Source organism: Maricaulis sp. B-26 (assembly GCF_056857855.1).
Genome location: NZ_JBSXNX010000010.1, coordinates 35,183 through 55,926, shown reverse-complemented (window position 1 = coordinate 55,926; position 20,744 = coordinate 35,183). Strand labels below are relative to the sequence as shown.

19 protein-coding genes and 1 other RNA gene are annotated in these 20,744 nt (G+C 63.9%); 5 read left to right on the top strand and 15 right to left on the bottom strand.

Translation table 11 applies throughout. From position 1 onward, the window contains the following. Positions 1 to 461 precede the first annotated feature (461 nt). The 5 genes from AC13HB_RS01110 to metF form a co-directional block, all read right to left on the bottom strand. Positions 462 to 731 (bottom strand): hypothetical protein, encoded by a 270-nt coding sequence (locus AC13HB_RS01110; RefSeq protein ID WP_482947873.1) that lies wholly within the window; start codon positions 729 to 731, stop codon positions 462 to 464. A 225-nt stretch (positions 732 to 956) separates the two neighbouring features. Further along, entirely contained in the window at positions 957 to 1,772 is an 816-nt protein-coding gene (locus AC13HB_RS01105) for a TIGR00282 family metallophosphoesterase (protein ID WP_482947872.1), read from the bottom strand. Positions 1,773 to 1,855: 83 nt separating this feature from the next. Then, positions 1,856 to 4,513, bottom strand: coding sequence for a methionine synthase (gene metH, locus AC13HB_RS01100; protein ID WP_482947871.1), 2,658 nt, complete (start codon positions 4,511 to 4,513; stop codon positions 1,856 to 1,858). Positions 4,514 to 4,522: 9 nt separating this feature from the next. Continuing rightward, positions 4,523 to 5,578, bottom strand: a complete 1,056-nt coding sequence (locus AC13HB_RS01095) for a homocysteine S-methyltransferase family protein (RefSeq protein ID WP_482947870.1) — start codon at positions 5,576 to 5,578, stop codon at positions 4,523 to 4,525. After that, positions 5,578 to 6,483 (bottom strand): methylenetetrahydrofolate reductase [NAD(P)H], encoded by a 906-nt coding sequence (gene metF, locus AC13HB_RS01090; RefSeq protein ID WP_482947869.1) that lies wholly within the window; start codon positions 6,481 to 6,483, stop codon positions 5,578 to 5,580. Before metF ends, AC13HB_RS01095 begins: the two co-directional genes overlap by 1 nt. Before the next feature lie 211 nt (positions 6,484 to 6,694). Between metF and metK the strand changes: the two genes are divergently transcribed. Both metK and ahcY read left to right on the top strand, forming a co-directional pair. Then, positions 6,695 to 7,861: a methionine adenosyltransferase gene (gene metK / locus AC13HB_RS01085; RefSeq protein WP_482947868.1), complete on the top strand. Its 1,167-nt coding sequence runs from the start codon at positions 6,695 to 6,697 to the stop codon at positions 7,859 to 7,861. Positions 7,862 to 7,933: 72 nt separating this feature from the next. Beyond that, complete coding sequence (gene ahcY, locus AC13HB_RS01080) at positions 7,934 to 9,343, top strand: adenosylhomocysteinase (protein WP_482947867.1); 1,410 nt, start codon at positions 7,934 to 7,936, stop codon at positions 9,341 to 9,343. 69 nt (positions 9,344 to 9,412) lie between these two features. On the opposite strand, the gene AC13HB_RS01075 is transcribed toward ahcY, so the two are convergent. The 5 genes from AC13HB_RS01075 to AC13HB_RS01055 all read right to left on the bottom strand — a co-directional run bounded on the left by AC13HB_RS01075 (position 9,413) and on the right by AC13HB_RS01055 (position 11,309). Then, positions 9,413 to 9,799, bottom strand: coding sequence for a hypothetical protein (locus AC13HB_RS01075; protein WP_482947866.1), 387 nt, complete (start codon positions 9,797 to 9,799; stop codon positions 9,413 to 9,415). Beyond that, positions 9,789 to 10,403 (bottom strand): 5-formyltetrahydrofolate cyclo-ligase, encoded by a 615-nt coding sequence (locus AC13HB_RS01070; RefSeq protein WP_482947865.1) that lies wholly within the window; start codon positions 10,401 to 10,403, stop codon positions 9,789 to 9,791. Before AC13HB_RS01070 ends, AC13HB_RS01075 begins: the two co-directional genes overlap by 11 nt. Positions 10,404 to 10,405: 2 nt before the next feature. After that, positions 10,406 to 10,565: non-coding RNA, 6S RNA (gene ssrS, locus AC13HB_RS01065), on the bottom strand. 35 nt (positions 10,566 to 10,600) lie between these two features. Continuing rightward, a complete protein-coding gene (locus AC13HB_RS01060; RefSeq protein WP_482947864.1) occupies positions 10,601 to 11,014 on the bottom strand; it encodes a cell division protein ZapA in 414 nt (137 codons plus the stop codon). Between the two features lie 4 nt (positions 11,015 to 11,018). Next, entirely contained in the window at positions 11,019 to 11,309 is a 291-nt protein-coding gene (locus AC13HB_RS01055; RefSeq protein ID WP_482947863.1) for a DUF4164 family protein, read from the bottom strand. Between the two features lie 304 nt (positions 11,310 to 11,613). On the opposite strand from AC13HB_RS01055, the gene AC13HB_RS01050 reads away from it, so the two are divergent. Next, positions 11,614 to 12,138, top strand: a complete 525-nt coding sequence (locus tag AC13HB_RS01050; RefSeq protein ID WP_482947862.1) for a hypothetical protein — start codon at positions 11,614 to 11,616, stop codon at positions 12,136 to 12,138. On the opposite strand, the gene AC13HB_RS01045 is transcribed toward AC13HB_RS01050, so the two are convergent. After that, positions 12,128 to 13,174 carry a glycosyltransferase family 2 protein gene (locus AC13HB_RS01045; protein ID WP_482947861.1) on the bottom strand — a complete coding sequence of 349 codons (1,047 nt, stop codon included), beginning with the start codon at positions 13,172 to 13,174 and terminating at the stop codon, positions 12,128 to 12,130. The genes AC13HB_RS01050 and AC13HB_RS01045 overlap by 11 nt on opposite strands. A gap of 126 nt (positions 13,175 to 13,300) precedes the next feature. On the opposite strand from AC13HB_RS01045, the gene AC13HB_RS01040 reads away from it, so the two are divergent. Both AC13HB_RS01040 and cysQ read left to right on the top strand, forming a co-directional pair. Then, a complete protein-coding gene (locus AC13HB_RS01040; RefSeq protein WP_482947860.1) occupies positions 13,301 to 15,031 on the top strand; it encodes an SLC13 family permease in 1,731 nt (576 codons plus the stop codon). Between the two features lie 15 nt (positions 15,032 to 15,046). Then, positions 15,047 to 15,844, top strand: coding sequence for a 3'(2'),5'-bisphosphate nucleotidase CysQ (gene cysQ / locus AC13HB_RS01035; protein WP_482947859.1), 798 nt, complete (start codon positions 15,047 to 15,049; stop codon positions 15,842 to 15,844). A 13-nt stretch (positions 15,845 to 15,857) separates the two neighbouring features. Here cysQ and AC13HB_RS01030 read toward each other — a convergent pair whose 3' ends face one another. The 4 genes from AC13HB_RS01030 to AC13HB_RS01015 all read right to left on the bottom strand — a co-directional run bounded on the left by AC13HB_RS01030 (position 15,858) and on the right by AC13HB_RS01015 (position 20,733). Continuing rightward, a complete protein-coding gene (locus AC13HB_RS01030; RefSeq protein ID WP_482947858.1) occupies positions 15,858 to 16,289 on the bottom strand; it encodes a thermonuclease family protein in 432 nt (143 codons plus the stop codon). 289 nt (positions 16,290 to 16,578) lie between these two features. Next, on the bottom strand, positions 16,579 to 18,489 hold the full coding sequence (gene cysN / locus AC13HB_RS01025; protein WP_482947857.1) for a sulfate adenylyltransferase subunit CysN: 1,911 nt from the start codon (positions 18,487 to 18,489) through the stop codon (positions 16,579 to 16,581). After that, entirely contained in the window at positions 18,489 to 19,457 is a 969-nt protein-coding gene (gene cysD, locus AC13HB_RS01020; RefSeq protein WP_482947856.1) for a sulfate adenylyltransferase subunit CysD, read from the bottom strand. The genes cysN and cysD overlap by 1 nt, the downstream gene beginning before the upstream one ends. Before the next feature lie 148 nt (positions 19,458 to 19,605). Beyond that, positions 19,606 to 20,733 (bottom strand): DegT/DnrJ/EryC1/StrS family aminotransferase, encoded by a 1,128-nt coding sequence (locus AC13HB_RS01015; protein WP_482947855.1) that lies wholly within the window; start codon positions 20,731 to 20,733, stop codon positions 19,606 to 19,608. Positions 20,734 to 20,744 lie beyond the last annotated feature (11 nt).

The window sequence follows — 20,744 nt, the reverse complement described above, 5'->3', positions numbered from 1 at the left end:
GGGGGTGTGGGGAGTACGGAGCCTGCCCGTCCCTGCTGACTGACCAAAGCAGGGCCCGGTGGTGGCCATCGGTAAGGAGAGGCAGCAAAAGCGCTGACTGTCTGTCCAGACCGGTTTCGAGAGGGAGCCCGTGAGGGCTCCGGTAAATCTCCGTGTGCAGGATGCCCCTGATGTCACTCACACTTATAGCAACACTCCGGCATCAGCCGGCATCCTGCACCCCTCATACCGCCAGGCCGGAAGGTCGTGGCGCTATCGGTGTTTCGTCCTCCCCCGCCGGGGGAGGTGTCCCGCAGGGACGGAGGGGGCTGGTGCAGGATGAGGTGCCGAACCGGGACCACCGGTCCCGCAAGCGCGACCGCGCGCCGGCCCTTATGGGCCGCCCCATCGGAGGCGTCCGCGAAGCGGACTGCCGTGAGATCAGACACTTTCCCCTGGGGGAAGACGAAAGCCTGCTCCGGCTAGTTCGTCAGGCTGCCATGGGGCGGTTCGGGCCGGGTGGCGGGCGGGAAATTGCGGCGGGAGAGGAAGCCGAGCAATTGACCGAGCATGTCGGCACTGTCGGTCTGGACGACACGGATATAGGCCTCGGCATCCTGCAGGCTAGTCGTGAAAAGACAGGCCTCACCGGCCCCATTGGTCTCGTCGCAGGCACGCAGGAAATCGGCCATATGCTGGTCGAAGATATACGCGTCCTGGGCCCGCTCGAACCGGATCGTCTGCTTGAACATGGACACCCCCTTCCGGCTTCCGCTCACTCCCGTGCGCGCAAACCCTGATCCAACCGTCAGGCGCCCAGTCTGTGCCAGGTCATTCCCCGTTTCGCGTGACCGGCCTCACACGCGCATGCGATCTCCCCGCCGGTCTCTTGAAAAGGCTAGTTGAAGCGCAGGCGCGATCAAGCGCCAGACGCTGTTGAAGCACCCGCTTCCACCAGGCGCAGCAATTTTGCCACATCAGGAGGGGATGGTTTCGGAGAGCTGGCCGCCCACGCGGATCGGTTCGCAACGCGTGGCGAGACCGGTCGCGTCATGGGTCTCGACGAAGACTCCGCACAGGGTCGCCTCGCCCGTGGCCGGCTCGAAGCGGCCCGAGCGCATGCGGGTGGTGAAACGCTGGAGGGGCTCTTCCTTGTCCATGCCGATCACGCTGTCATAGTCTCCGCACATGCCCGCATCGGTCTGGTAACCGGTGCCGCCGGGCAGGATGCGGGTATCGGCGGTCGGCACATGCGTATGCGTGCCGACGACCAGGCTAGCGCGGCCGTCGCAGAACACGCCCATCGCCATTTTCTCGCTGGTCGCCTCGCCGTGGAAATCGATGATCGCGGCATCGGCGACCATGCCCAGCGGCGCCGCCGAGAGCTCGCGTTCGACCGCCGCGAAGGGGTCGTCGAGCGTTTCCATGAAGAGATTGCCCATGGCGTTCATGACGAAGACGCGGCGACCGTCGGGCAGGTCGTAGAGATTGGCGCCCGCGCCCGGCGTCGAGCCGACCGGGTAGTTCGCCGGCCGCAGCAGGCGCGGTTCGCGGTCGATGAAGGTCAGGGTCTCGCGCTGGTCCCAGGCATGATTGCCGAGGGTGAGCACATCGGCGCCGACGTCGAAAAGCTGGTTGCAGATCTTCTGGGTGACGCCGAAACCGGCCGCCGCGTTTTCCGCATTGATGACAACGAAGTCCAGAGAAAGCCGCTCACGCAGTCCGGGCAGATGGTCTTCCACCGCACGCCGGCCGGTCTTGCCGACGATATCTCCGAAAAAGGCGAGGCGCATGGATCAGGGCTCCGGCTGCAACAAGGCGCTGGATATGGGGCAAGTGACGAAGAAAGTCCAAATCCGCGCTGCAGACGCGACGGTCAGGCGACCTCCACGGCGCCGGGCTGGTAGTCCAGGATCGGCGCCAGCGCCCGTTCGGCATCTTCCAGCGACCAGCCCTTGCGGCGGGCATAATCCTCGACCTGGTCCCGCAATATCCGGCCGACCGCGAAGTAATGGCTGTCCGGGTGCGAGAGATAGAGGCCGGACACCGAGGAAGCCGGCGTCATGGCGAAGGAATTGGTCAGACCGACACCGGCCGCATTCGGCGCGTCGAGCAGGCTGAACAGGGTCCGCTTCTCGGTGTGATCCGGCTGGGAGGGATAACCCGGCGCCGGGCGGATGCCGTCATAGGCCTCCTCGATCAGAGCCTTTCCGGTGAGGGCCTCATCGGGGGCATAGCCCCAGTATTCCTTGCGGACGCGTTCGTGCAGCCATTCCGCGCAGGCTTCGGCGAGACGGTCGGAGAGCGCCTTGAACATGATCGAGGCGTAATCGTCCTTCTCGGCTTCGAACCGTGCGATCAGCTCCGGATTGTCGCCCGCCGTCACGACGAAACCGCCGACATAATCGGCATGACCTTCCGGCGCGAGAAAGTCGAACTGGCTGAGATGCGCCCGGTCGTTCGTCTTGGCCGCCTGCTGGCGCAGACCGTGGAAGGTCGCGAGCGTCTCGGAGCGGCTGTCATCGGTGTAGAGCACCGCATCGTCACCGACGCGATTGGCGGGCCAGAAGCCGCACACGGCTTTTGGCTCGAGCAGGTTTTCCTCGACGATGCGCTTGAGCATGGCCTGGGCGTCGGCGAACAGATTCTTCGCCGCCTCGCCGCGCCTGGGGTCATCGAAAATGGCCGGATAGCTGCCCTTGAGCTCCCAGGTGAAGAAGAAGGGCGTCCAGTCGATATAGTCGACAAGCGTCTTCAGATCGGGTTTCACGGCCTTCGTGCCGGTGAAAACCGGACGCGGCGGCGTATAGGCGTCCCAGTCGCAATCCCAGCCATTCTCGCGTGCCTTGCCGATCGGCAGGCGGGCCTTGGCAGAACGCGCCGCCAGCCGGCGCTCGCGGATACGGGCCAGATCCTCGCGAACCTCGCGGGCATAGTCGTCACGCTTGTCCGAGAGAAGTTTCGACACCACGCCCACGGCCCGGCTGGCATCGAGCACATGGATGACCGGGGCCACGGAAATGGCCGGATCGATCTTCACCGCCGTGTGCGCCGGACTGGTGGTGGCGCCACCGATCAGCAGCGGCAGTTCGATATTCTGGCGTTCCATCTCGGAGGCCACGAAGACCATCTCGTCGAGCGAGGGCGTGATCAGGCCGGACAGGCCGATCACATCGGCGCCTTCCTCGCGGGCGGTCTCGAGAATTTTCTCGCTGGGCACCATCACGCCCAGATCGATGACGTCATAGCCGTTACACTGCAGCACCACGCCGACGATATTCTTGCCGATATCGTGGACGTCGCCCTTTACGGTCGCCATCACGATCTTGCCGTTCGACTTGCCGGCATCGCCCGACGCCTCTTTCTCCTCCTCCATGAAGGGAATGAGATGGGCAACGGCCTGCTTCATGACCCGGGCGGATTTCACGACCTGCGGGAGGAACATCTTCCCGTCGCCGAACAGATCGCCGACGACGTTCATCCCGTCCATGAGCGGACCCTCAATGACATGAAGCGGGCGCTCGAAGGACTGGCGCGCCTCCTCGGTGTCATCGATGATGAATTCGTTGATGCCGTGCACGAGCGCATGGCGGATGCGGTCGGCGACCGGCGCCTCGCGCCATTTCAGATCGCGCTCCTTGGCCGGGCCGCCCGCCTGTCCACGATATTGTTCGGCCACTTCGAGCAGCCGGTCCGTCGCATCGTCGCGGCGATTGAGGATGACGTCCTCGACCAGCTCGCGCAGCTCCGGCTCGATATCGTCGTAGATGTCCAGCTGGCCGGCATTGACGATGCCCATATCCATCCCCGCCTTGATGGCGTGATAGAGAAAGACCGAGTGCATCGCCCGGCGCACGGGCTCGTTTCCGCGGAAAGAGAAGGAGATGTTCGATAGCCCGCCCGAGACGTGGCAGCCGGGCAGATTTTCGCGGATACGGCGCGTCGCCTGGATGAAGTCGACGGCGTAATTGTTGTGCTCCTCGATCCCGGTCGCCACGGCGAAGATATTGGGGTCGAAGATGATGTCCTCGGGCGGAAAGCCGATCTCGTCGACCAGAATCTTGTAGGCCCGCTCGCAGATTTCGAATTTCCGATCCGCCGTGTCGGCCTGGCCCGTCTCGTCGAACGCCATGACGATGACGGCCGCGCCGTAGGCCAGGCATTTGCGGGCCTGCTCGCGGAAGATGTCCTCGCCTTCCTTGAGGCTGATCGAATTGACGATCGCCTTGCCCTGGACGTTTTTCAGCCCGGCTTCGATCACCTCCCATTTAGAGCTGTCGATCATCACCGGAACGCGCGCCACATCGGGCTCGCCGGCAATCAGACGCAGGAAGGTCGACATGGCCTCGACACTGTCGAGGAGACCCTCGTCCATGTTCACATCGATCACCTGCGCGCCGTTTTCCACCTGCTGGCGTGCGACGGAGACGGCTTCGGCGTAGTCGCCATTGGTGATCAGCTTCCGGAACTTCGCGGAACCGGTAACATTCGTACGTTCGCCGACATTGACGAATGTGGGCACGGAAAGAGACATCGGTGGGCCTTAGGCGGAAAGTTCGAAGGGCTCGAGACCGGACAGACGCATGGCGCGCTCGCGTCGGGCCGGCTGGCGCGGCGTGGCGCCTTTCGCGGCCTCCGCGATCCGGCGGATATGTTCGGGCGTGGTGCCGCAGCAACCGCCCAGAATATTGACCAGGCCGGACTGAGCCCACTCGCCCACGAAACCGGCGGTTTCCTCCGGCGTCTCGTCGTATTCGCCCATATCATTGGGCAGTCCGGCATTGGGATAGGCGATGATGCGCGTATCCGCGATCCGGGAAAGATTGGCGAGATAGGGCCGCATGTCCTCGGCGCCGAGGGCGCAATTCAGCCCCACAGCCCAGGGCCGGGCATGCCGGACCGAATACCAGAAGGCCTCGGCCGTCTGGCCGGACAGCGTGCGTCCCGAGCGGTCCGTGATCGTGCCGGAAATCATGATCGGCCGGTCGGTCCCGGCCTCACGCAGGTCGAGCAGGGCCTTGATCGCGGCCTTTGCGTTGAGCGTGTCGAAGATCGTCTCGACGAGGAAGAAGTCGACGTAATCCGCCATGGCTTCCGCCTGGCTAAGATAGGCCGCATGAACCGTATCGAAATCGACTTCGCGAAACCCGGGATCATTGACGTCCGGCGAGATGGACAGGGTCTTGTTGGTCGGGCCGATCGCCCCGGCCACGCCCTTGGGAGTTCCGCCTGCGGTCTCGGCCTCGTCGCCTGCAAGCCGCGCCAGCCGCGCGCCCTCGCGCGCAATTTCCGCCGCGATATCTTCCATGCCGTAATCGGCCTGGGCGATCGAGGTCGCAGAGAAGGTATTCGTCTCGACGATATCGGACCCGGCCTCGAAATAGGCCGCATGGATCGCCTTGACGGAGTCCGGCGCCGTCAGGTTCAGGATGTCATTGTTTCCGGTAATCGGACTGTTCCAGTCGGCAAAGCGCGCGCCGCGATAGCCTGCCTCGTCCAGTTTGAGATCCTGGATCTGCGTTCCCATCGCACCGTCGAGAATGAGCACGCGCTCCCGGGCCAGTTCGGCCAGCGCTTTCAGGCGTTGTTCTCTGTCCATCAGGCGGGGCACTCCTCGGCCGCGACCGGCGCCTTGACGCCGAGCAACTGGCAGGTCGACAGGGCCAGTTCGGCCCGGTTCAGCGTGTAGAAATGGAAGGTATCGACACCGCCTGCTTCCAGCTGACCGCACAGGCGGGCCGCCACGTGCGCGGTCACGAGCTGGCGCGTATTGGCGTCGTCGTCCAGGCCTTCATAGCTTTCGTGCAGCCAGCCCGGCAGGGTCGCGCCGCAAAGTCCGGCGATCCGCTTCAGGCCCTTGAAGTTCGGCTGCAGCATGATGCCCGGCACGATCGGAACATCGATCCCGGCCGCGACAGCACGGTCGCGAAAGCGGAAATAGATGTCCGGATCGAAGAAGAACTGGGTGATCGCCCGCGTTGCGCCATTGTCGATCTTGGCCTTGAGCAGATCGAGGTCGAAGTCGAAGTCCGGGCTTTCGGGATGCTTTTCCGGATAGCAGCCGACGGAAATCTCGAAATCGCCGATCTCGCGGATGCCTGCTGCGAGCTCCGCCGCATTGGCATAGCCGCCGGGGTGCGGCTCGTAGGCCTCGCCGATGCCTTCCGGCGGATCGCCGCGCAGCGCCACGATGTGTCGGACGCCGCAATCCCGGTAATCCCGGATCACGCCATCGACCTCTTCCTTCGTCGCGGAGACGCAGGTCAGGTGCGCCGCCGGACGGATATCGGTCTCCTCGACGATGCGGTGAACGGTGCGGTGCGTCCGGTCTCGGGTGGACCCGCCAGCCCCATAGGTCACCGACACGAAATCCGGGGCCAGGGGCGCCAGCCGGGCGATAGAATCCCAGAGCGTCGCCTCCATGGCTTCCGTTTTCGGGGGGAAAAATTCGAACGAGACTTTCAGTCCGCTGCCGCGACTGCCCACACTTCCGTCCGCGCTCATGCCCTGTCCTCTATTGCCGGCCGCTGCCCCACGGCACGACCATACCCATAACATCGAGACATAAACATATCTTTATATCCCGGGATTGGCTAGCCGCCTGCTGAACATGAGCGCCGATTTTCCACCTCGCTTACCAAGAGGCTTGCATCCGGCGCTCACATCTGGTCTATGCCCAGCGATATAAAGCGATCTTTATATGAGGATATCCGCAGTGAGCCGTTCGTCGTACATCTTCACCTCCGAAAGCGTTTCCGAAGGCCATCCCGACAAGGTCTGCGATCGCATCTCCGACACCATCGTCGATCTCTTCATCGGCAAGGACCCGGAGGCGCGCGTCGCCTGCGAGACCCTGACCACGACCAATCAGATCGTCCTGGCCGGCGAGATTCGCTGCGCCGCGGAGATTTCCGACGACGAGATCGAGGCCGCCGCCCGGGAAGCCGTACGCGACATCGGTTACGAGCAGGATGGTTTCCACTGGAAAAACTCCAATTTCCAGAACTTCCTCCACGAGCAGTCCGCCCACATCGCCCAAGGCGTCGATGCGAGCGGGAACAAGGATGAAGGAGCCGGCGACCAGGGCATCATGTTCGGCTACGCCTCCGACGAGACGCCGGAACTCATGCCGGCCCCGATCGTCTACTCGCACAAGATCCTCAAGCGCATGGCCGAGCTTCGCAAGTCCGGCGAGCGCCCGGAATTCGAGCCCGATGCCAAGTCCCAGGTGACCCTGCGCTATGAAAACGGCGTGCCGGCCGGCGTGACCTCGGTGGTCGTCTCGACCCAGCACCGTGACGGCGTCAGCCAGGACGAGATCCGCGAACTGGTCCGCCCGGTCGTCCAGGACGTCCTGCCGGACGGCTGGTTCCCGCCGGAAGACGAATTCTACGTGAACCCGACCGGCACTTTCGTGATCGGCGGCCCGGACGGCGATGCCGGTCTCACCGGCCGCAAGATCATCGTCGACACCTATGGCGGCGCCGCGCCGCACGGCGGCGGCGCCTTCTCGGGCAAGGATCCGACGAAGGTCGACCGCTCTGCCGCCTATGCCAGCCGCTGGCTGGCCAAGAACGTGGTCGCCGCAGGCCTTGCCAAGCGCTGCACCATCCAGGTGTCCTACGCGATCGGCGTCTCCAAGCCGCTCTCGCTCTATGTCGACCTGCACGGTACCGGCAAGGTCGATGAAGCGAAACTCGAGGATACCCTGCGCCAGGTCGCCGACCTCTCGCCGCGCGGTATCCGGACCCGTCTTCAGCTGAACCGTCCGATCTATGCCCGCACCGCGGCCTACGGACATTTCGGCCGCACCCCGGACGCCGATGGCGGCTTCTCCTGGGAGCGTACCGACCTGGCCGACGAGCTTCGCTCGCTCGCCTGATCCCAATTCTGAGGGGCCGGCTCGTCCGGCCCCTTTCATTACACGAGACCAACCAAGAAGGACCTTTGGGTTATGACGCAATTTGCTGCGGACAAGCCGAATGTTGTGAAGGACATGTCGCTGGCCAAATGGGGCCGCACCGAGCTCGACATGGCCGAGATCGAAATGCCGGGCCTGATGGCGCTGCGCGAGGAGTTCAAGGACTCCCAGCCGCTCAAGGGCGCGCGCATTGCCGGCTCCCTGCACATGACGATCCAGACGGCCGTGCTGATCGAGACCCTCACCGCGCTCGGCGCGGAAGTGCGCTGGGCCTCCTGCAACATCTTCTCCACGCAGGACCACGCCGCTGCCGCCATCGCCGAGACGGGCGTGCCGGTTTTCGCGACCAAGGGCGAGACGCTCGAGGAATACTGGGACTATGCCGACGCCATCTTCCATTGGCCGAACGGCGAGACCGCCAACATGATCCTCGATGACGGCGGCGATGCGACGCTCTACCTCATCCTGGGCGAGAAGGCCGAGCAGGATCCGTCCATTCTCGACCATCCGAAGTCGGAAGAAGAGACCGCTCTCTTCGCGCAGATCAAGAAGCGTTTCACCGCCACCCCGGGCTGGTTCGCCAAGGCCCGCGCCGCGATCAAGGGCGTGTCCGAGGAAACCACCACCGGCGTCATGCGTCTCTACCAGATGCAGAAGCGCGGCGAGCTGCCCTTCCCGGCCATCAACGTCAATGACAGCGTGACCAAGTCGAAGTTCGACAATCGCTATGGTTGCCGCGAAAGCCTCGTCGACGCGATCCGCCGCGGTACCGACGTGATGATGGCGGGCAAGAAGGCCGTCGTCTGCGGCTATGGCGATGTCGGCAAAGGCTCCGCCGAGTCCCTCGCCGGCGCCGGCGCCCGCGTCTACGTGACGGAGATCGACCCGATCTGCGCCCTGCAGGCCTGCATGGACGGTTTCGAGGTCGTGCGCCTGGACGACGTGATCGACGACATGGACATCTTCGTCACCGCGACGGGCAATAAGGACATCATCACGGTCGACCACATGCGCGCCATGAAGGACATGGCGATCGTCTGCAATATCGGTCACTTCGACAACGAGATTCAGGTCGAGAGCCTGAAGAACTTCCAGTGGACGAATGTGAAGCCGCAGGTCGACCTGGTCGAATTCCCGGACGGCAACCGCATCATCCTGCTGTCGGAAGGCCGCCTCGTGAATCTCGGCAACGCCACCGGCCACCCGAGCTTCGTGATGTCCTCCAGCTTCACCAACCAGACCCTGGCCCAGATCGAACTCTGGACGAAGGGCGAGCAGTACAAGAACGAGGTCTACATCCTTCCCAAGCACCTCGACGAGAAAGTCGCGGCGCTGCACCTCGACAAGCTGGGCGCCAAGCTCACCGTGCTGTCGGAAGACCAGGCAGACTATATCGGCGTGCCGCAGGCCGGCCCGTACAAGGCCGAGCATTACCGCTACTAGGTCCGGACGGATCAACGGAAAACGCCCTGCCGGCCGGCAGGGCGTTTTTCCTTGTCCGCAATCGAAAGCCTATTCGACCTGCGCGCGCCCGGTCCTGATCCAGTCCAGCGCATCCTCCCGTGAGGTAAAACCCTGTACCCGCGTGCCCGATTTGTGCGCGACCGTGGTGACGATCATGGCGACGACGGCCTGCTGTTCGTCGCCGCGCGCGACGAAAGCCAAGCGTGTGCCCGGGCGCAGATCGTCCACAAGATCTTCGACATGGCCGATGATATCCACCGGGCGTGCCGTAATCTCCGCATCGACGATGTCGATGATGGCCCCGCGAACCTGATGCGTGTTTGCAATGTCCTTCAGGCGGACGCGGCTGGCCTGTATTTCCTCGAGATCAACCGAACCTGTATGACTGAGAACCGCGGCATTGCTGCCCGCATTGTGCTCGACATCAAAGGTCATGCGAATCCTCTACGCGAACGCTGGCGGACGAGCTCGAAAACCGCAGCAGACGCGTCGGTGTGACCAGCATATCCAGATGCTCATCATGCGCATGAGTTGGGATGAGGTCAAAAACCTGTTCGTCGAAGGCCAGACCGATCGCCTTTACCGGCCCCGTCGCACGCAGGCGTGCCAGCGTCCGGTCGTAATACCCCTTGCCGAACCCCAGACGCCCGCCGTGCACGTCCGCCGCGACGAGGGGGAGAAGGAGCGTGCGCGGCTCGACCACCGAAGCAGCCGCGTCCGGCTCCTGCACCCCGTGCCCGCCCGGAACGAGGCGGTCGCCGGGTCGCCAGGCCCGGAAGACGAGCGGCGCGTCGGGCGCGGCCACCGCTGGCAGCGACAGCGCGCATCCCTGAGCAGCGAGGTATTCCATCAATGGCCGGGGATTGATTTCACCGTCCAGCGGCCAATACCCGCCAACCGGTTCAGCTCCGTGAGCGCGTTCATGGCTTGTGAAAATTTCCACGAGGCGCGCACCCGCATCCGGAAGATCCTGCGCAGCCCGGAGGCGCCGCGCCAGCGCCTCAGCGCGCAATTCGGCCTTGGATGCGGAAGAAGTCATGTGGCGGCTCCACTTGCGCCGTTGGCGCGTGATTATCCCCACGGACCCGACAGTTCAGGTGGGCGCCGCATATCCGGGACCACGGTCCCGGGCAGAGGCAGCTCCCTCGTGGAGATGTACGGTCAGCGGGATATACGCCCCTGTCGCACGCAGCAGATGACCGCCACTTCCCTATGTGGCGCCTATCCGGCACGGGCTCAAGCGTGGGCTTCGGCAATTCGGGAGTCTTGTTCAGTTCCGTCAGCATCGGGAGCCGGCGCATCCAGCTCGTCGGCAAAGGCTTCCAGCCGTTCGGCGACGCGGGTCAGCTGCTCTGCGATACGGGTCCGCTCCTCCAGCCGCAAACTGGCGGAGCCGGTCGTTTCGGCCCGCAGGCGTTCGACATGAGCCTCGAGCGCCTCGATGCGGCGCTCGGAATCCTTCTGGTCGTCGACCAGCATCAGAGCGGCCATCAGGAGCAGACGCAAGTCGCCGATCTGGCCCACCTGTCCCGCGATCGCGCTGACGCGCTTGTCGAGAACGGTGGCCAGCTCTCGCAGATAGGCCTCCTGACCGTCCTCGCAGCCGATGGTGAATTCGCGGCCATTGAGTGTGACGGACACCTTCGACATGACGTCAGGCCTCCCCTGCCATATCGCGCAAATCGGTAATGGCCCTGTCCAGCGCATCCGACGCCGCTTCCGCGGCCTCCTGAAGGGCGGCTTCTCGTCCGCGCGCGGCATCGAGCGCTTCGGCGAGACGGGCGCGGTCGACATCGGCGTTGCGGGCCTCCTCGGCGGAGGACTCGGCCTGTTCGACGCGCTGGCGCATACGGCGCGCCACGCTCTCGACGCGCGTCATCGCTCCATCGAGCCTGGCGACGGCAGTCTTGAGCGGATCTGGCGGTACATCGGAACGCACGTTCATACGCGTAGAATCAACTGTGTCGGCAAAAAGTTCAAGTAGAGTCTCAACAGTGCCGCCGGGCACATTGACTCGCCCCGTCAATATACGAGCCGGAAAACGGCAAATTTATGCCCGGACGCTGAATCCCGTCACCTCTTTCCTGTTTGGCAGAGCAAACAGGCACGACGCGGGCGATGATTGACCCCCGGGTCCAGCCGGTCCAAACAGGGCCGCTCTGGCAGTTCACGATTAACGGACCGGTTTCAGCATGTTCAGCCTTCCCGATTGGGCTTTCCTGCCACTGTCTGCGGCGGCCATCGCCGCCATGATCGCAGGAGCGCTCAGCTTCGGCGACTCCCAGCGACGGACTCCGGAGGAGATTTTCGCCAACGGATTGCTTTATGAGGGCGACCGGCTGAGCGAGGTGACGACCGGCAACGGTCTTGAGGCCGAGTATCTGATCGAGAACGGCGCCGCCTTCCTTCGCATAGCGGCCATCCGCGCGCCCCTCGACGGCACCCCGTCTGCAGGCGCCTTTTTCGCGCTCTCGCCTTCGGAACTGGGCGCTCTGGAAGGGCACCGAGTTCGGCTCAGCTTTGACATCAGAAGCGCGCCAGAGGCTGGTTCCGAGGGCGCGCGCCTATCCTTCTTCGTACCGGGCATCGGGCAGAATTCATGGCAGCGGCACAACCTCGCGAACACCTTCGAAACCATCGAGATCGAAATCGAGCCGCCGAGCTGCAACTGGGATTACGCCTATATTGGCCTATGGCCGGACTGGACGGCCAACGCGAATACGATCGACCTGTCCCGCGCGACGCTGACAGTCCTAGAACCGCTCAGCTGCTGACGCTGTCCGGACTGTAGGGCCGGATATCCGGCGAGCGCGTCAGAAGCTTGCGCGAATCCCAGCACAGCATCCGCGCCAGGGCTACGACCGGAACCGTCCTCGTCTTCTGGACGGTGCGGCGCGCTCGCATGATATCCGGCCATCCGCGCAGGCCGTCAAAAATCGCCTTGCCGAAAACACCGGACTGGCCCGCGCGGAAGGCTGCCAGCCAGAGCGCCAGCGTCGCAGCGGCATGAACAGGCGCGAGCAGCCAGAAGAGCCAGCCGGGCATGTTTTTGAGGAAGACCCAGAGGCGGTTTCTCACGCCGTAATAGGTCGCGAATTCGGAGCGGCGCCCGGAGGATGCATAGCCTTCATGACCGACAGCCGCATCGCGCAACTGGATCGCGCGGTGTCCCGCCAGGCGTGCACGGAAGGCCAGATCGACATCTTCGCCATAGCAGAAAAGGCGCTCGTCATATCCGCCCAGCGACTCGAAGACATCGCGCCGGATCAGTGTCGCAGCGCCGCACGGCCCGAACACCTCGCCCTCCTCCGGCAACAGCGAGACGGGCCGGAGATATCCGGCCCGGTAGGCGAGCCCCGCTGCATGATAGACATCGCCCGCACCGTCGAGCTGGCCCGGCTTTCCGGCGGCGTACTGGGTTGAGCCGAACAGAGCGATATCCGGATAAGTCTGCGTGGCGCGTTCCAGCTTCTCGATCCAATCGTCATGCGGATAGGCGTCCGGATTGAGCAGGGCGAGCCAGCGCCCAGACGCCCGGGCCGCGAGGAGATTATTGCCGCCGGTAAATCCGAGATTGGCCTCGCCATCCACGAAACCCACCCAGTCGGGCACCTCGTCGGCGCCGATGCGCGCGCCCTCCGGCGAGCCGTTTTCCAGCAACAGCACCTCGCGGGGCACGACGCTCTGCGCCGCTAGCGCGTCCAGGCATCGACGGATCGTGTCACGACTCTTGAAGGCGACGATCAGGACCGAGATGTCGGCGGTGCTGGACAGGGGTGGCTCCGTGGGTTCGGACAGGGATTGCTGCATCGCAACCTATGGCTTATTCCCTGCGCATACGACAGTAAAATCACTAAATCTGTAGTGAATTCAGCCACGACGGGAGCTTTTTTCCGGCTCGTGTCACACGGTGAGCAGGCGGGACGCACAATGGGCATGACCCTGACCATGGCGATCGACGTCCTGCTAGTCGCCGGCCTCGCGACCTCCCTGCTGTCGGGCCGGATTTCGGCCGCTCGGGCCTTCGCACTCTTCGTGGCCGCAACCATACTGACGTGGAGGGTCGGTTTCGACGAGGCGGCCGCACGCCTCGTCTCGCCCGCCATCATCGCCGTGACCAGTCTCGTCATCATCGCCGGCGCCCTGACGCGCGTCCCGGGCCTGACCCGCGCCTTCTTCGGCCGGGGCGCCCGTCCGCCGCGCCTCGTCCTCGGTCGGCTCCTCGGAAGTGCAGCGCTCGCATCGGCCGTCATTCCCAACACGGCCGTCGTGGCGACCCTGCTCGGCCCGGCCTCCCGGCGGCCGGATATCGCCCCCCACACCCTGCTTCTTCCGCTCTCCTACATGGCACTCGCCGGCGGCATGCTGACGCCCTTCGGGACCTCGGCCAGCCTCATGGTCGCCGGCGAGGCGCGATCCGCGGGCATCTCGCTGACGGTCGCGGATTTTTTGCTGCCGGGACTTGCCGTTGCCGGTGCGGTATTCGCCGTCCTGCTGACCGCTGCCCCTGTCCTCCTGCGGACTCGGCAGGGAGACACGTCCGAAGCCCCGGCCGACTATCATGTCGAAGCCCGGCTCGAACCCGGCTCTCCTCTGGCCGGGCGAAGCGTCGCATCCAACCGGCTTCGCCAATTGCAGAGCTTTTTCCTCGCGGAAATCGTGCGCGGCGAACGGGTCATCACACCGGTACATCCGGCGCTTATCCTGCAGGAAGGCGACCGCCTGATCTTCGTCGGCGATGTCCGGCAGATCGACGAACTGCAAGGCCTGCCTGGCCTGAGCATCCAGCAGACCGCTGGGGCTGAAGCACCCGGCGAGCTGTTCCACGCCGTGATTTCCAGCCAGAGCCTGCTCAAGGGGAGGACACTGCGCGAAGCCGATTTCCGCGCCCGTTTCGACGCCTCGGTCATGGCCATAAGGCGCGGCGACGAACGCCTGTCCGGCAAGCTGGGCGATATCCGTCTGCGCACCGGGGACGTCCTCGTCCTGGCTGCCGGCCCCGACTTCGCCAGCCGTGAGAATGTTCGACCCAATCTGCACATCCTCGATGTCGACACGCCGGGCAGCGCCCCGCTTCGCGGCCGCGACCTCGTCGGGCTCGGCATCGGCTTCATCGTCTTTCTGGGGCTCGCCCTCAGCCAGATCATCCCCTTTCACATGGCCGCGCTCGGCTTCGCCGCGGTGACGGTCATGATGAACTGGGTTTCGGCGCGCGATGTCCGCCGCAACTTCCCCTTCGAGCTGATCATCGTGCTCTGGGGCGCGGTTCTATTGAGCCTGCTTCTGCAGCGCTCCGGCGCTGCGGACCTGGCCGGCTCGCTGATCGCCAGCCATACCGGCGATTTCCCGCCCCTTGTCGCCCTTGCTGTCATTTTCTTCTTCGCCTGGATGATGACGGAGCTGTTTTCCAATGCGAGCGCCGCTCTGACGGCCCTGCCCATCGCCATCGCTACCGCGAGCCAGCTCGGCCTGCCCCCGGAGGCCTTCGCACTGGCCACCGCCTTCGGTGCGAGCGCCAGCTTTTTCATGCCCTTCGGCTATCAGACGCACCTCATGGTGATGACGCCCGGACAGTACCGCCTGCACGACTTCCTCAGGCTTGGCGGCATCGTCTTTATCGCCTATGCAGTCGCTGCGCTGACAGTCCTGTCACTCCTCTATCTCTAAAGCGTGAGTTCCCCCATGACCTCTCTTGCCGACAAGAACGCGATCGCGTTCGAATTCGCCCGCATCTGCAGCCTCGCCGGCGTGAAGATCATGGAGATCTACGAGACCGATTTCGAGACACGCGGCAAGGACGACAAATCGCCGGTCACCGATGCGGACGAAGCGGCGGAAGAGATCATTCTCGCCGAGCTGAAGACGGCCTTCCCGGACGTGCCGGTTCTGGCCGAGGAAAGCTTTGCAGCCGGCTTCCGACCGGACACCAGCTCCGCTTTCATTCTCGTAGACCCGGTCGACGGCACGAAGGAATTCATCAACAAGAACGGCGAGTTCACCGTGAACATCGCCCTCGTCGAGAACCGGGCTCCAACGGCCGGCTGCGTGTTCGCACCGGCGCGCGAGCGCATTTTCGTGGGCGGCACCCGGGCCTGGGCCGGCTCCCTGAAAGCTGGCGAAACCGTCTCGCCTGGCGCTCTCGCGCCGATCACGACCCGCCCCCGTCCCGACAGTGGCATGACAGCCGTCATGAGCCGGTCCCATGCCGACCAGAAGACGCTCGACTTCGCAGATGCGCAGGGCGTCGAGGAAAAGGTGTCCGCCGGCTCCTCGCTGAAATTCTGCCTCGTCGCCGAAGGAAGCGCTGACGTCTATCCGCGCTTCGGGCCGACCAAGGAATGGGATACCGGTGCCGGGCATGCCGTACTCAATGCCGCCGGCGGCGCCGTCCTGACCCCGGACGGCGAGCCCTTCCTCTACGCCAAGGAAGAGGCCGAGTATCTGAACGGCGCTTTCGTGGCCTGGGGACAGACGCTCTGAGGCATCGCCTGGTTCAGAGCGGGCGGTTGCACCAGTCGTGCTGCCGGCCGGCCCAACGCACGGCGAGCCGTTCGCGCACCATGATGTTCGTATAGGATTGCCCGTCTATCCGGACGCGGGCCAGTGTCCGGCCGTAGCGGTCAGTGCCGTGCCGCTGGATTTCGACATTCCGCGCAGCCGCGAACAGCTCACGGGCGCGCTCGGTCGCCCGGGCGGCGAGGTTTCTCTCATAATTGCATTCCGCGCGGCTCCCGGTCTCCGGCGTATCCAGGCCGGAAATGCGGATGCGTTCCCCGCGAATATTGATCGTGTCACCGTCGATGACCCGTATCCCGTCGGCGGCCTGTTCGACGCGCGATCCGAACAGACCGGTCAATTTCAATCCCGATGCCTTGACGCTGCCATCGCCCCCGAACCACCCGACATAGATCGCGACGATCATCATGCTCCCAAAAAGAACGACGGTGCGCCAAGCCTTCAAGGGATGTCGGAAACGCTGCCTTTGACCGCCAGGCGGCAGACGTTTGCTACGGCCATCGAAAACGCGAAACCGACTCCGGCGCCCCATAGCGGCCTCCGCCAATTACGTAAAATGCGTGCAGGGCAAGATGAGCAGCTCTCACGGGGCGAGACCACGAATTGGGAGTTGTACGGCAACCAGGTGCGCGTTTTCGGATAAATGAAAAAGGCCGGGCTATCGCCCGGCCTTCCGCGATTTTGGATTGTCCGCGCGGTCAGCCCAGCCGACCCGTCTCACGCAGGCGCGCGATGACCTGGTCGGCAGCCTCTTCCGCAGAAATTTCCGACGTGTCGATCCGGATTTCCGCCTGTTCGGGCGCCTCATAGGGGCTGTCGAAGCCGGTGAAATTCTTGATCTCGCCAGCCTGGGCCTTCTTGTAGAGGCCCTTCGGGTCCCGCTTGATGCATTCCTCTAGCGGCGTATCGACGAAGACCTCGATGAACTCGCCGTCTTCCACCAGATCACGCACCATGCGGCGCTCGGAGCGGAAGGGCGAGATGAAGGAGCAGGTCACGATCAGACCGGCATCCACAAAGAGCTTACCGACCTCGCCAATCCGGCGGATATTTTCCACCCGATCTTCGTCGGTGAAGCCCAGATCGCGGTTCAGCCCGTGACGCACATTGTCGCCGTCCAGCGAGTAGGTGTGGTGCCCGGCGGCCGCCAGCTTGCGTTCGACGATATTGGCGACGGTCGACTTGCCCGCACCGGAAAGACCCGTAAACCAAAGAATGGCCGGCTTCTGGCCCTTCAGCTGCGCCCGGTCGGACTTGCTCACATCCATGGCATGGTGATGGATGTTGGAGGCGCGTCGCAGACCGAACTCGATCATGCCAGCACCGACCGTCTGATTGGTGAAGCGGTCGATCAGGATGAAGGCGCCCATATCCCGGATCTGCTGATAGGGATCGAAGGCGATGGGGCGGGCGGTCGACACATTGCACTGGCCGATCCCGTTCATCTCCAGCTTCTTGCTGGGCTGTTTCTCGTAGGTGTTCACGTCAACGCGGTATTTCAGCGAGGAAATCGTCGCCGGCGTGGTCGCCGTCCCGATCTTGAGGAGATAGGAACGGCCCGGCAGAAGATCGTCCTCGCTCATCCAGAGCAGCTCGGCAGCGAACTGGTCCGTGACTTCCGGGCGCGCCTCGGCCGTGGCCAGGATATCGCCGCGCGAAATATCGATCTCGCGGTCGAGCACCAGCGTCACCGCATCGCCGGCAAAAGCTTGGTCGAGATCGCCGTCAGCGGTCACGATACGCGCGATATTGGCCGCGACACCCGAATTGGCGACGACAACCGCATCGCCCGGACGCACCGCACCCGACACGATCGTGCCGGAATAGCCGCGGAAATTGAGATTGGGACGATTCACCCACTGGACCGGCATGCGGAAGGGTTCGTTCTGAAGCTCGGCGTCGATATCCAGCCCTTCCAGATGCTCCAGCAGCGTGGGGCCCTCATACCAGTCCATGCCTTCGCTGCGATGAGTGACATTGTCGCCATAACGCGCCGACATCGGGATCGGCGTGATGGTCTCGAAGCCGAGATCGTCCGCGCTCTTGAGATAATCGGCGACGATCTCGTGGAAACGCGCGCGCGAGTGTTCGGCGAGATCCATCTTGTTCACCGCGAGCACGATGTGGCGGATGCCCATCATGCGCGCGATATAGGTATGGCGAAGGGTCTGGACGAGCACGCCCTTGCGCGCGTCGATCATCATCACCGCAGCGTCGGCAGTCGAGGCTCCGGTTGCCATATTGCGGGTGTACTGCTCATGCCCCGGCGTGTCGGCTACGACGAATTTGCGCTTCTCGGTCGAGAAAAAGCGATAGGCGACATCAATGGTGATGCCCTGCTCGCGCTCGGCTTCCAGGCCATCGAGGAGCAGCGCGAAATCCATCTCGTCACCGGCGGTACCGTGCTTGCGGCTGTCCTTCTCGAGGACATTGATCTGGTCCTCGAAGAGCAGCTTGCTGTCATAGAGCAGGCGACCGATCAGCGTCGACTTGCCGTCATCCACGGACCCGCAGGTCAAAAAGCGCAGCACGCCCTGCCCGCCCGAATGGGTCAGGCGGTCGATAACCTCGGCACGCACGCCGGTAGCGGGGGTATCTTGCATATTCATCAGAAGTAACCCTCGCGCTTCTTCTTCTCCATCGAGCCGGCTTCATCATGATCGATCAGGCGGCCCGAGCGTTCGGAAGTCCGTGCGGTGAGCATTTCCAGGACGATTTCCTCGAGCGTTTGAGCCGAAGATTCGATGGCGCCGGTGAGCGGGTAACAGCCGAGTGTGCGGAAACGGACCATTTTCAGCTCCGGCGTCTCGCCCTCATTCAGGGGCAGACGCTCGTCGTCGACCATGATGAGCTGGCCGTCGCGCTCCACCACCGGTCGATGGCCGGCGAAATAGAGCGGAACGATCGGAATGTCCTCTTCCAGGATGTATTGCCAGATATCCAGCTCGGTCCAGTTGGACAGCGGGAAGACTCGGATCGACTCGCTCTGCCGGATCTTGGTGTTGTAGTTGCGCCAGAGTTCGGGACGCTGGTTTTTCGGATCCCAGCCGTGATTGGCGTCGCGGAAGGAGAAGATGCGCTCCTTCGCACGCGACTTTTCCTCGTCGCGCCGGGCTCCACCGAAGGCCGCGTCGTACTGATGCCGGGTCATGGCATTGCGCAGGGCCTCGGTCTTCATCACCTGGGTATGGACCTGGGAGCCGTGATCGAACGGGTTGATCCCCCGCGCGCGGCCCTCCTCATTGATCTCGACCCGGATTTCCAGCCCGAGTTCCTTCGCGATGGCGTCGCGGAAGGCGATCATGTCCTTGAACTTGAACGTCGAGTCGACGTGCTGGAGCGGGAAGGGCGGTCGCGACGGATAGAAGGCCTTGAGCGCCAGGTGAAGCATCACCGCCGAGTCCTTGCCGATTGAATAGAGCATGACGGGCCGTTCGAACTCGGCCGCCACTTCGCGCATGATGTGGATACTCTCCGATTCCAGCGCCTTCAGGTGCGCCGAAAGTGGCCGCTTCCGCGTCTTTGTCGACTTGAAGCGCTCGGCATAAGCCTGAACCGTCTCCGTGATACCACTCATTTCGCCCTCAAATCATCGCAGCCGCGGCAATCGGTGCTGCGCGCCCGTCATCATCGCTCGGGGCGATTTAGGACAGGCGGGTGCAGATTACCACCCATAGCCCGCCGATCTGGACAGCTTTTCGCGAATATCTCGCAGGACGATGCCGCTATCCGCGATAGCCGGTCACCGCCTCGACGACCTGGCGGATATCGGCCTCCGGCATATCCGGGTGCATGGGCAGAGAGAGCACGTGCTTCGCCGCTGCTTCCGTCGCCGGCAGCCCGCCCGGAGCGACCGGATAGCTCGCATAGGGCTCGTGCAGGTGCAGCGGGATCGGATAGTAGATCGCGGAGGGCACGCCTTGAGCAGCAAGATGCTCCCGGAACGCATCGCGATCCTCGACCTCGATCGTGTACTGGGCCCAGGTCGACTGTGCGCCGTCGATCACTTTGGGCGTTTTCACGGCATTGCCGAAACCGGCCGCGTAAGCGTCCGCTACTTTCTGGCGCAGCGCGATCTCCTCGCCGAAGACCTCGAGCTTGGCCAGCAGGATGGCGGCCTGGATCGTGTCGAGGCGAGAATTCAAGCCGATCCGCGCATATTCATAGCGCGAGGTCCCCTCGCCGTGCACGCGAACGGATTTCATGGTGGCGTAGAGATCGTCCTCCTTGCACAGCACGGCACCACCATCACCATAGGCGCCCAGCGGTTTGGCCGGGTAGAAACTCACGGTCAGAGCATCCGCCCAGTGCAACGAGGCCTTGCCGTCCAGCGTGCATCCGAAACCCTGCGCGCAATCGGCGATCAGCTTGAGCCCGTGCTCGTGTGCGATCGGCGCAAGCGCCGGATAATCGGCCGGCTGGCCGAACAGGTCGACGGCGATGACCGCTTTCGGCGTCAGTTCGCCCTTCGCCTTCACCACCTCGATCGCCTCGGAGAGGCTCTTCGGATCGAGATTATAGGTCTCCGGGTCTATATCGACGAAGACCGGCGACGCACCGGCGAGCACCACCACTTCCGCCGTCGAGGCGAAGGTGAAGCTGGGCACGAAAACCGCATCGCCCGGCCCGATCCCCCAGGCCATGAGCGGAATGAGGATGGCATCGGTCCCGTTGGCGCAGCTCAGCGCCCGACCCATTCCGGCAAACTCCGCGAGCTTCTCTTCCAGCTCGGTAACTTCCGGTCCGAGGATGTAACGCCCCTCGTCGAGGACTTTCATCACCGCCGTGTCGATACGGTCCTTGATTCGCGCTCGCTGAGCCTTGAGGTCGATGAAGGGAATCATGTCGGACATGGGCGTCGTGC

What these genes read in the sequence shown, in the direction of transcription:
- AC13HB_RS01055 (WP_482947863.1), bottom strand. Translation starts at nt 11,309, where the DNA reads ATGAACGTGCGTTCCGATGTACCGCCAGATCCGCTCAAGACTGCCGTC.
- AC13HB_RS01095 (WP_482947870.1), bottom strand. Translation starts at nt 5,578, where the DNA reads ATGGACAGAGAACAACGCCTGAAAGCGCTGGCCGAACTGGCCCGGGAG.
- metH (WP_482947871.1), bottom strand. Translation starts at nt 4,513, where the DNA reads ATGTCTCTTTCCGTGCCCACATTCGTCAATGTCGGCGAACGTACGAAT.
- cysD (WP_482947856.1), bottom strand. Translation starts at nt 19,457, where the DNA reads ATGAGTGGTATCACGGAGACGGTTCAGGCTTATGCCGAGCGCTTCAAG.
- AC13HB_RS01015 (WP_482947855.1), bottom strand. Translation starts at nt 20,733, where the DNA reads ATGTCCGACATGATTCCCTTCATCGACCTCAAGGCTCAGCGAGCGCGA.
- cysQ (WP_482947859.1), top strand. Translation starts at nt 15,047, where the DNA reads ATGACCTCTCTTGCCGACAAGAACGCGATCGCGTTCGAATTCGCCCGC.
- AC13HB_RS01045 (WP_482947861.1), bottom strand. Translation starts at nt 13,174, where the DNA reads ATGCAGCAATCCCTGTCCGAACCCACGGAGCCACCCCTGTCCAGCACC.
- AC13HB_RS01040 (WP_482947860.1), top strand. Translation starts at nt 13,301, where the DNA reads ATGACCCTGACCATGGCGATCGACGTCCTGCTAGTCGCCGGCCTCGCG.
- AC13HB_RS01050 (WP_482947862.1), top strand. Translation starts at nt 11,614, where the DNA reads ATGATCGCAGGAGCGCTCAGCTTCGGCGACTCCCAGCGACGGACTCCG.
- AC13HB_RS01110 (WP_482947873.1), bottom strand. Translation starts at nt 731, where the DNA reads ATGTTCAAGCAGACGATCCGGTTCGAGCGGGCCCAGGACGCGTATATC.
- AC13HB_RS01060 (WP_482947864.1), bottom strand. Translation starts at nt 11,014, where the DNA reads ATGTCGAAGGTGTCCGTCACACTCAATGGCCGCGAATTCACCATCGGC.
- AC13HB_RS01105 (WP_482947872.1), bottom strand. Translation starts at nt 1,772, where the DNA reads ATGCGCCTCGCCTTTTTCGGAGATATCGTCGGCAAGACCGGCCGGCGT.
- metF (WP_482947869.1), bottom strand. Translation starts at nt 6,483, where the DNA reads ATGAGCGCGGACGGAAGTGTGGGCAGTCGCGGCAGCGGACTGAAAGTC.
- AC13HB_RS01030 (WP_482947858.1), bottom strand. Translation starts at nt 16,289, where the DNA reads ATGATGATCGTCGCGATCTATGTCGGGTGGTTCGGGGGCGATGGCAGC.
- AC13HB_RS01070 (WP_482947865.1), bottom strand. Translation starts at nt 10,403, where the DNA reads ATGACTTCTTCCGCATCCAAGGCCGAATTGCGCGCTGAGGCGCTGGCG.
- cysN (WP_482947857.1), bottom strand. Translation starts at nt 18,489, where the DNA reads ATGAATATGCAAGATACCCCCGCTACCGGCGTGCGTGCCGAGGTTATC.
- ahcY (WP_482947867.1), top strand. Translation starts at nt 7,934, where the DNA reads ATGACGCAATTTGCTGCGGACAAGCCGAATGTTGTGAAGGACATGTCG.
- AC13HB_RS01075 (WP_482947866.1), bottom strand. Translation starts at nt 9,799, where the DNA reads ATGACCTTTGATGTCGAGCACAATGCGGGCAGCAATGCCGCGGTTCTC.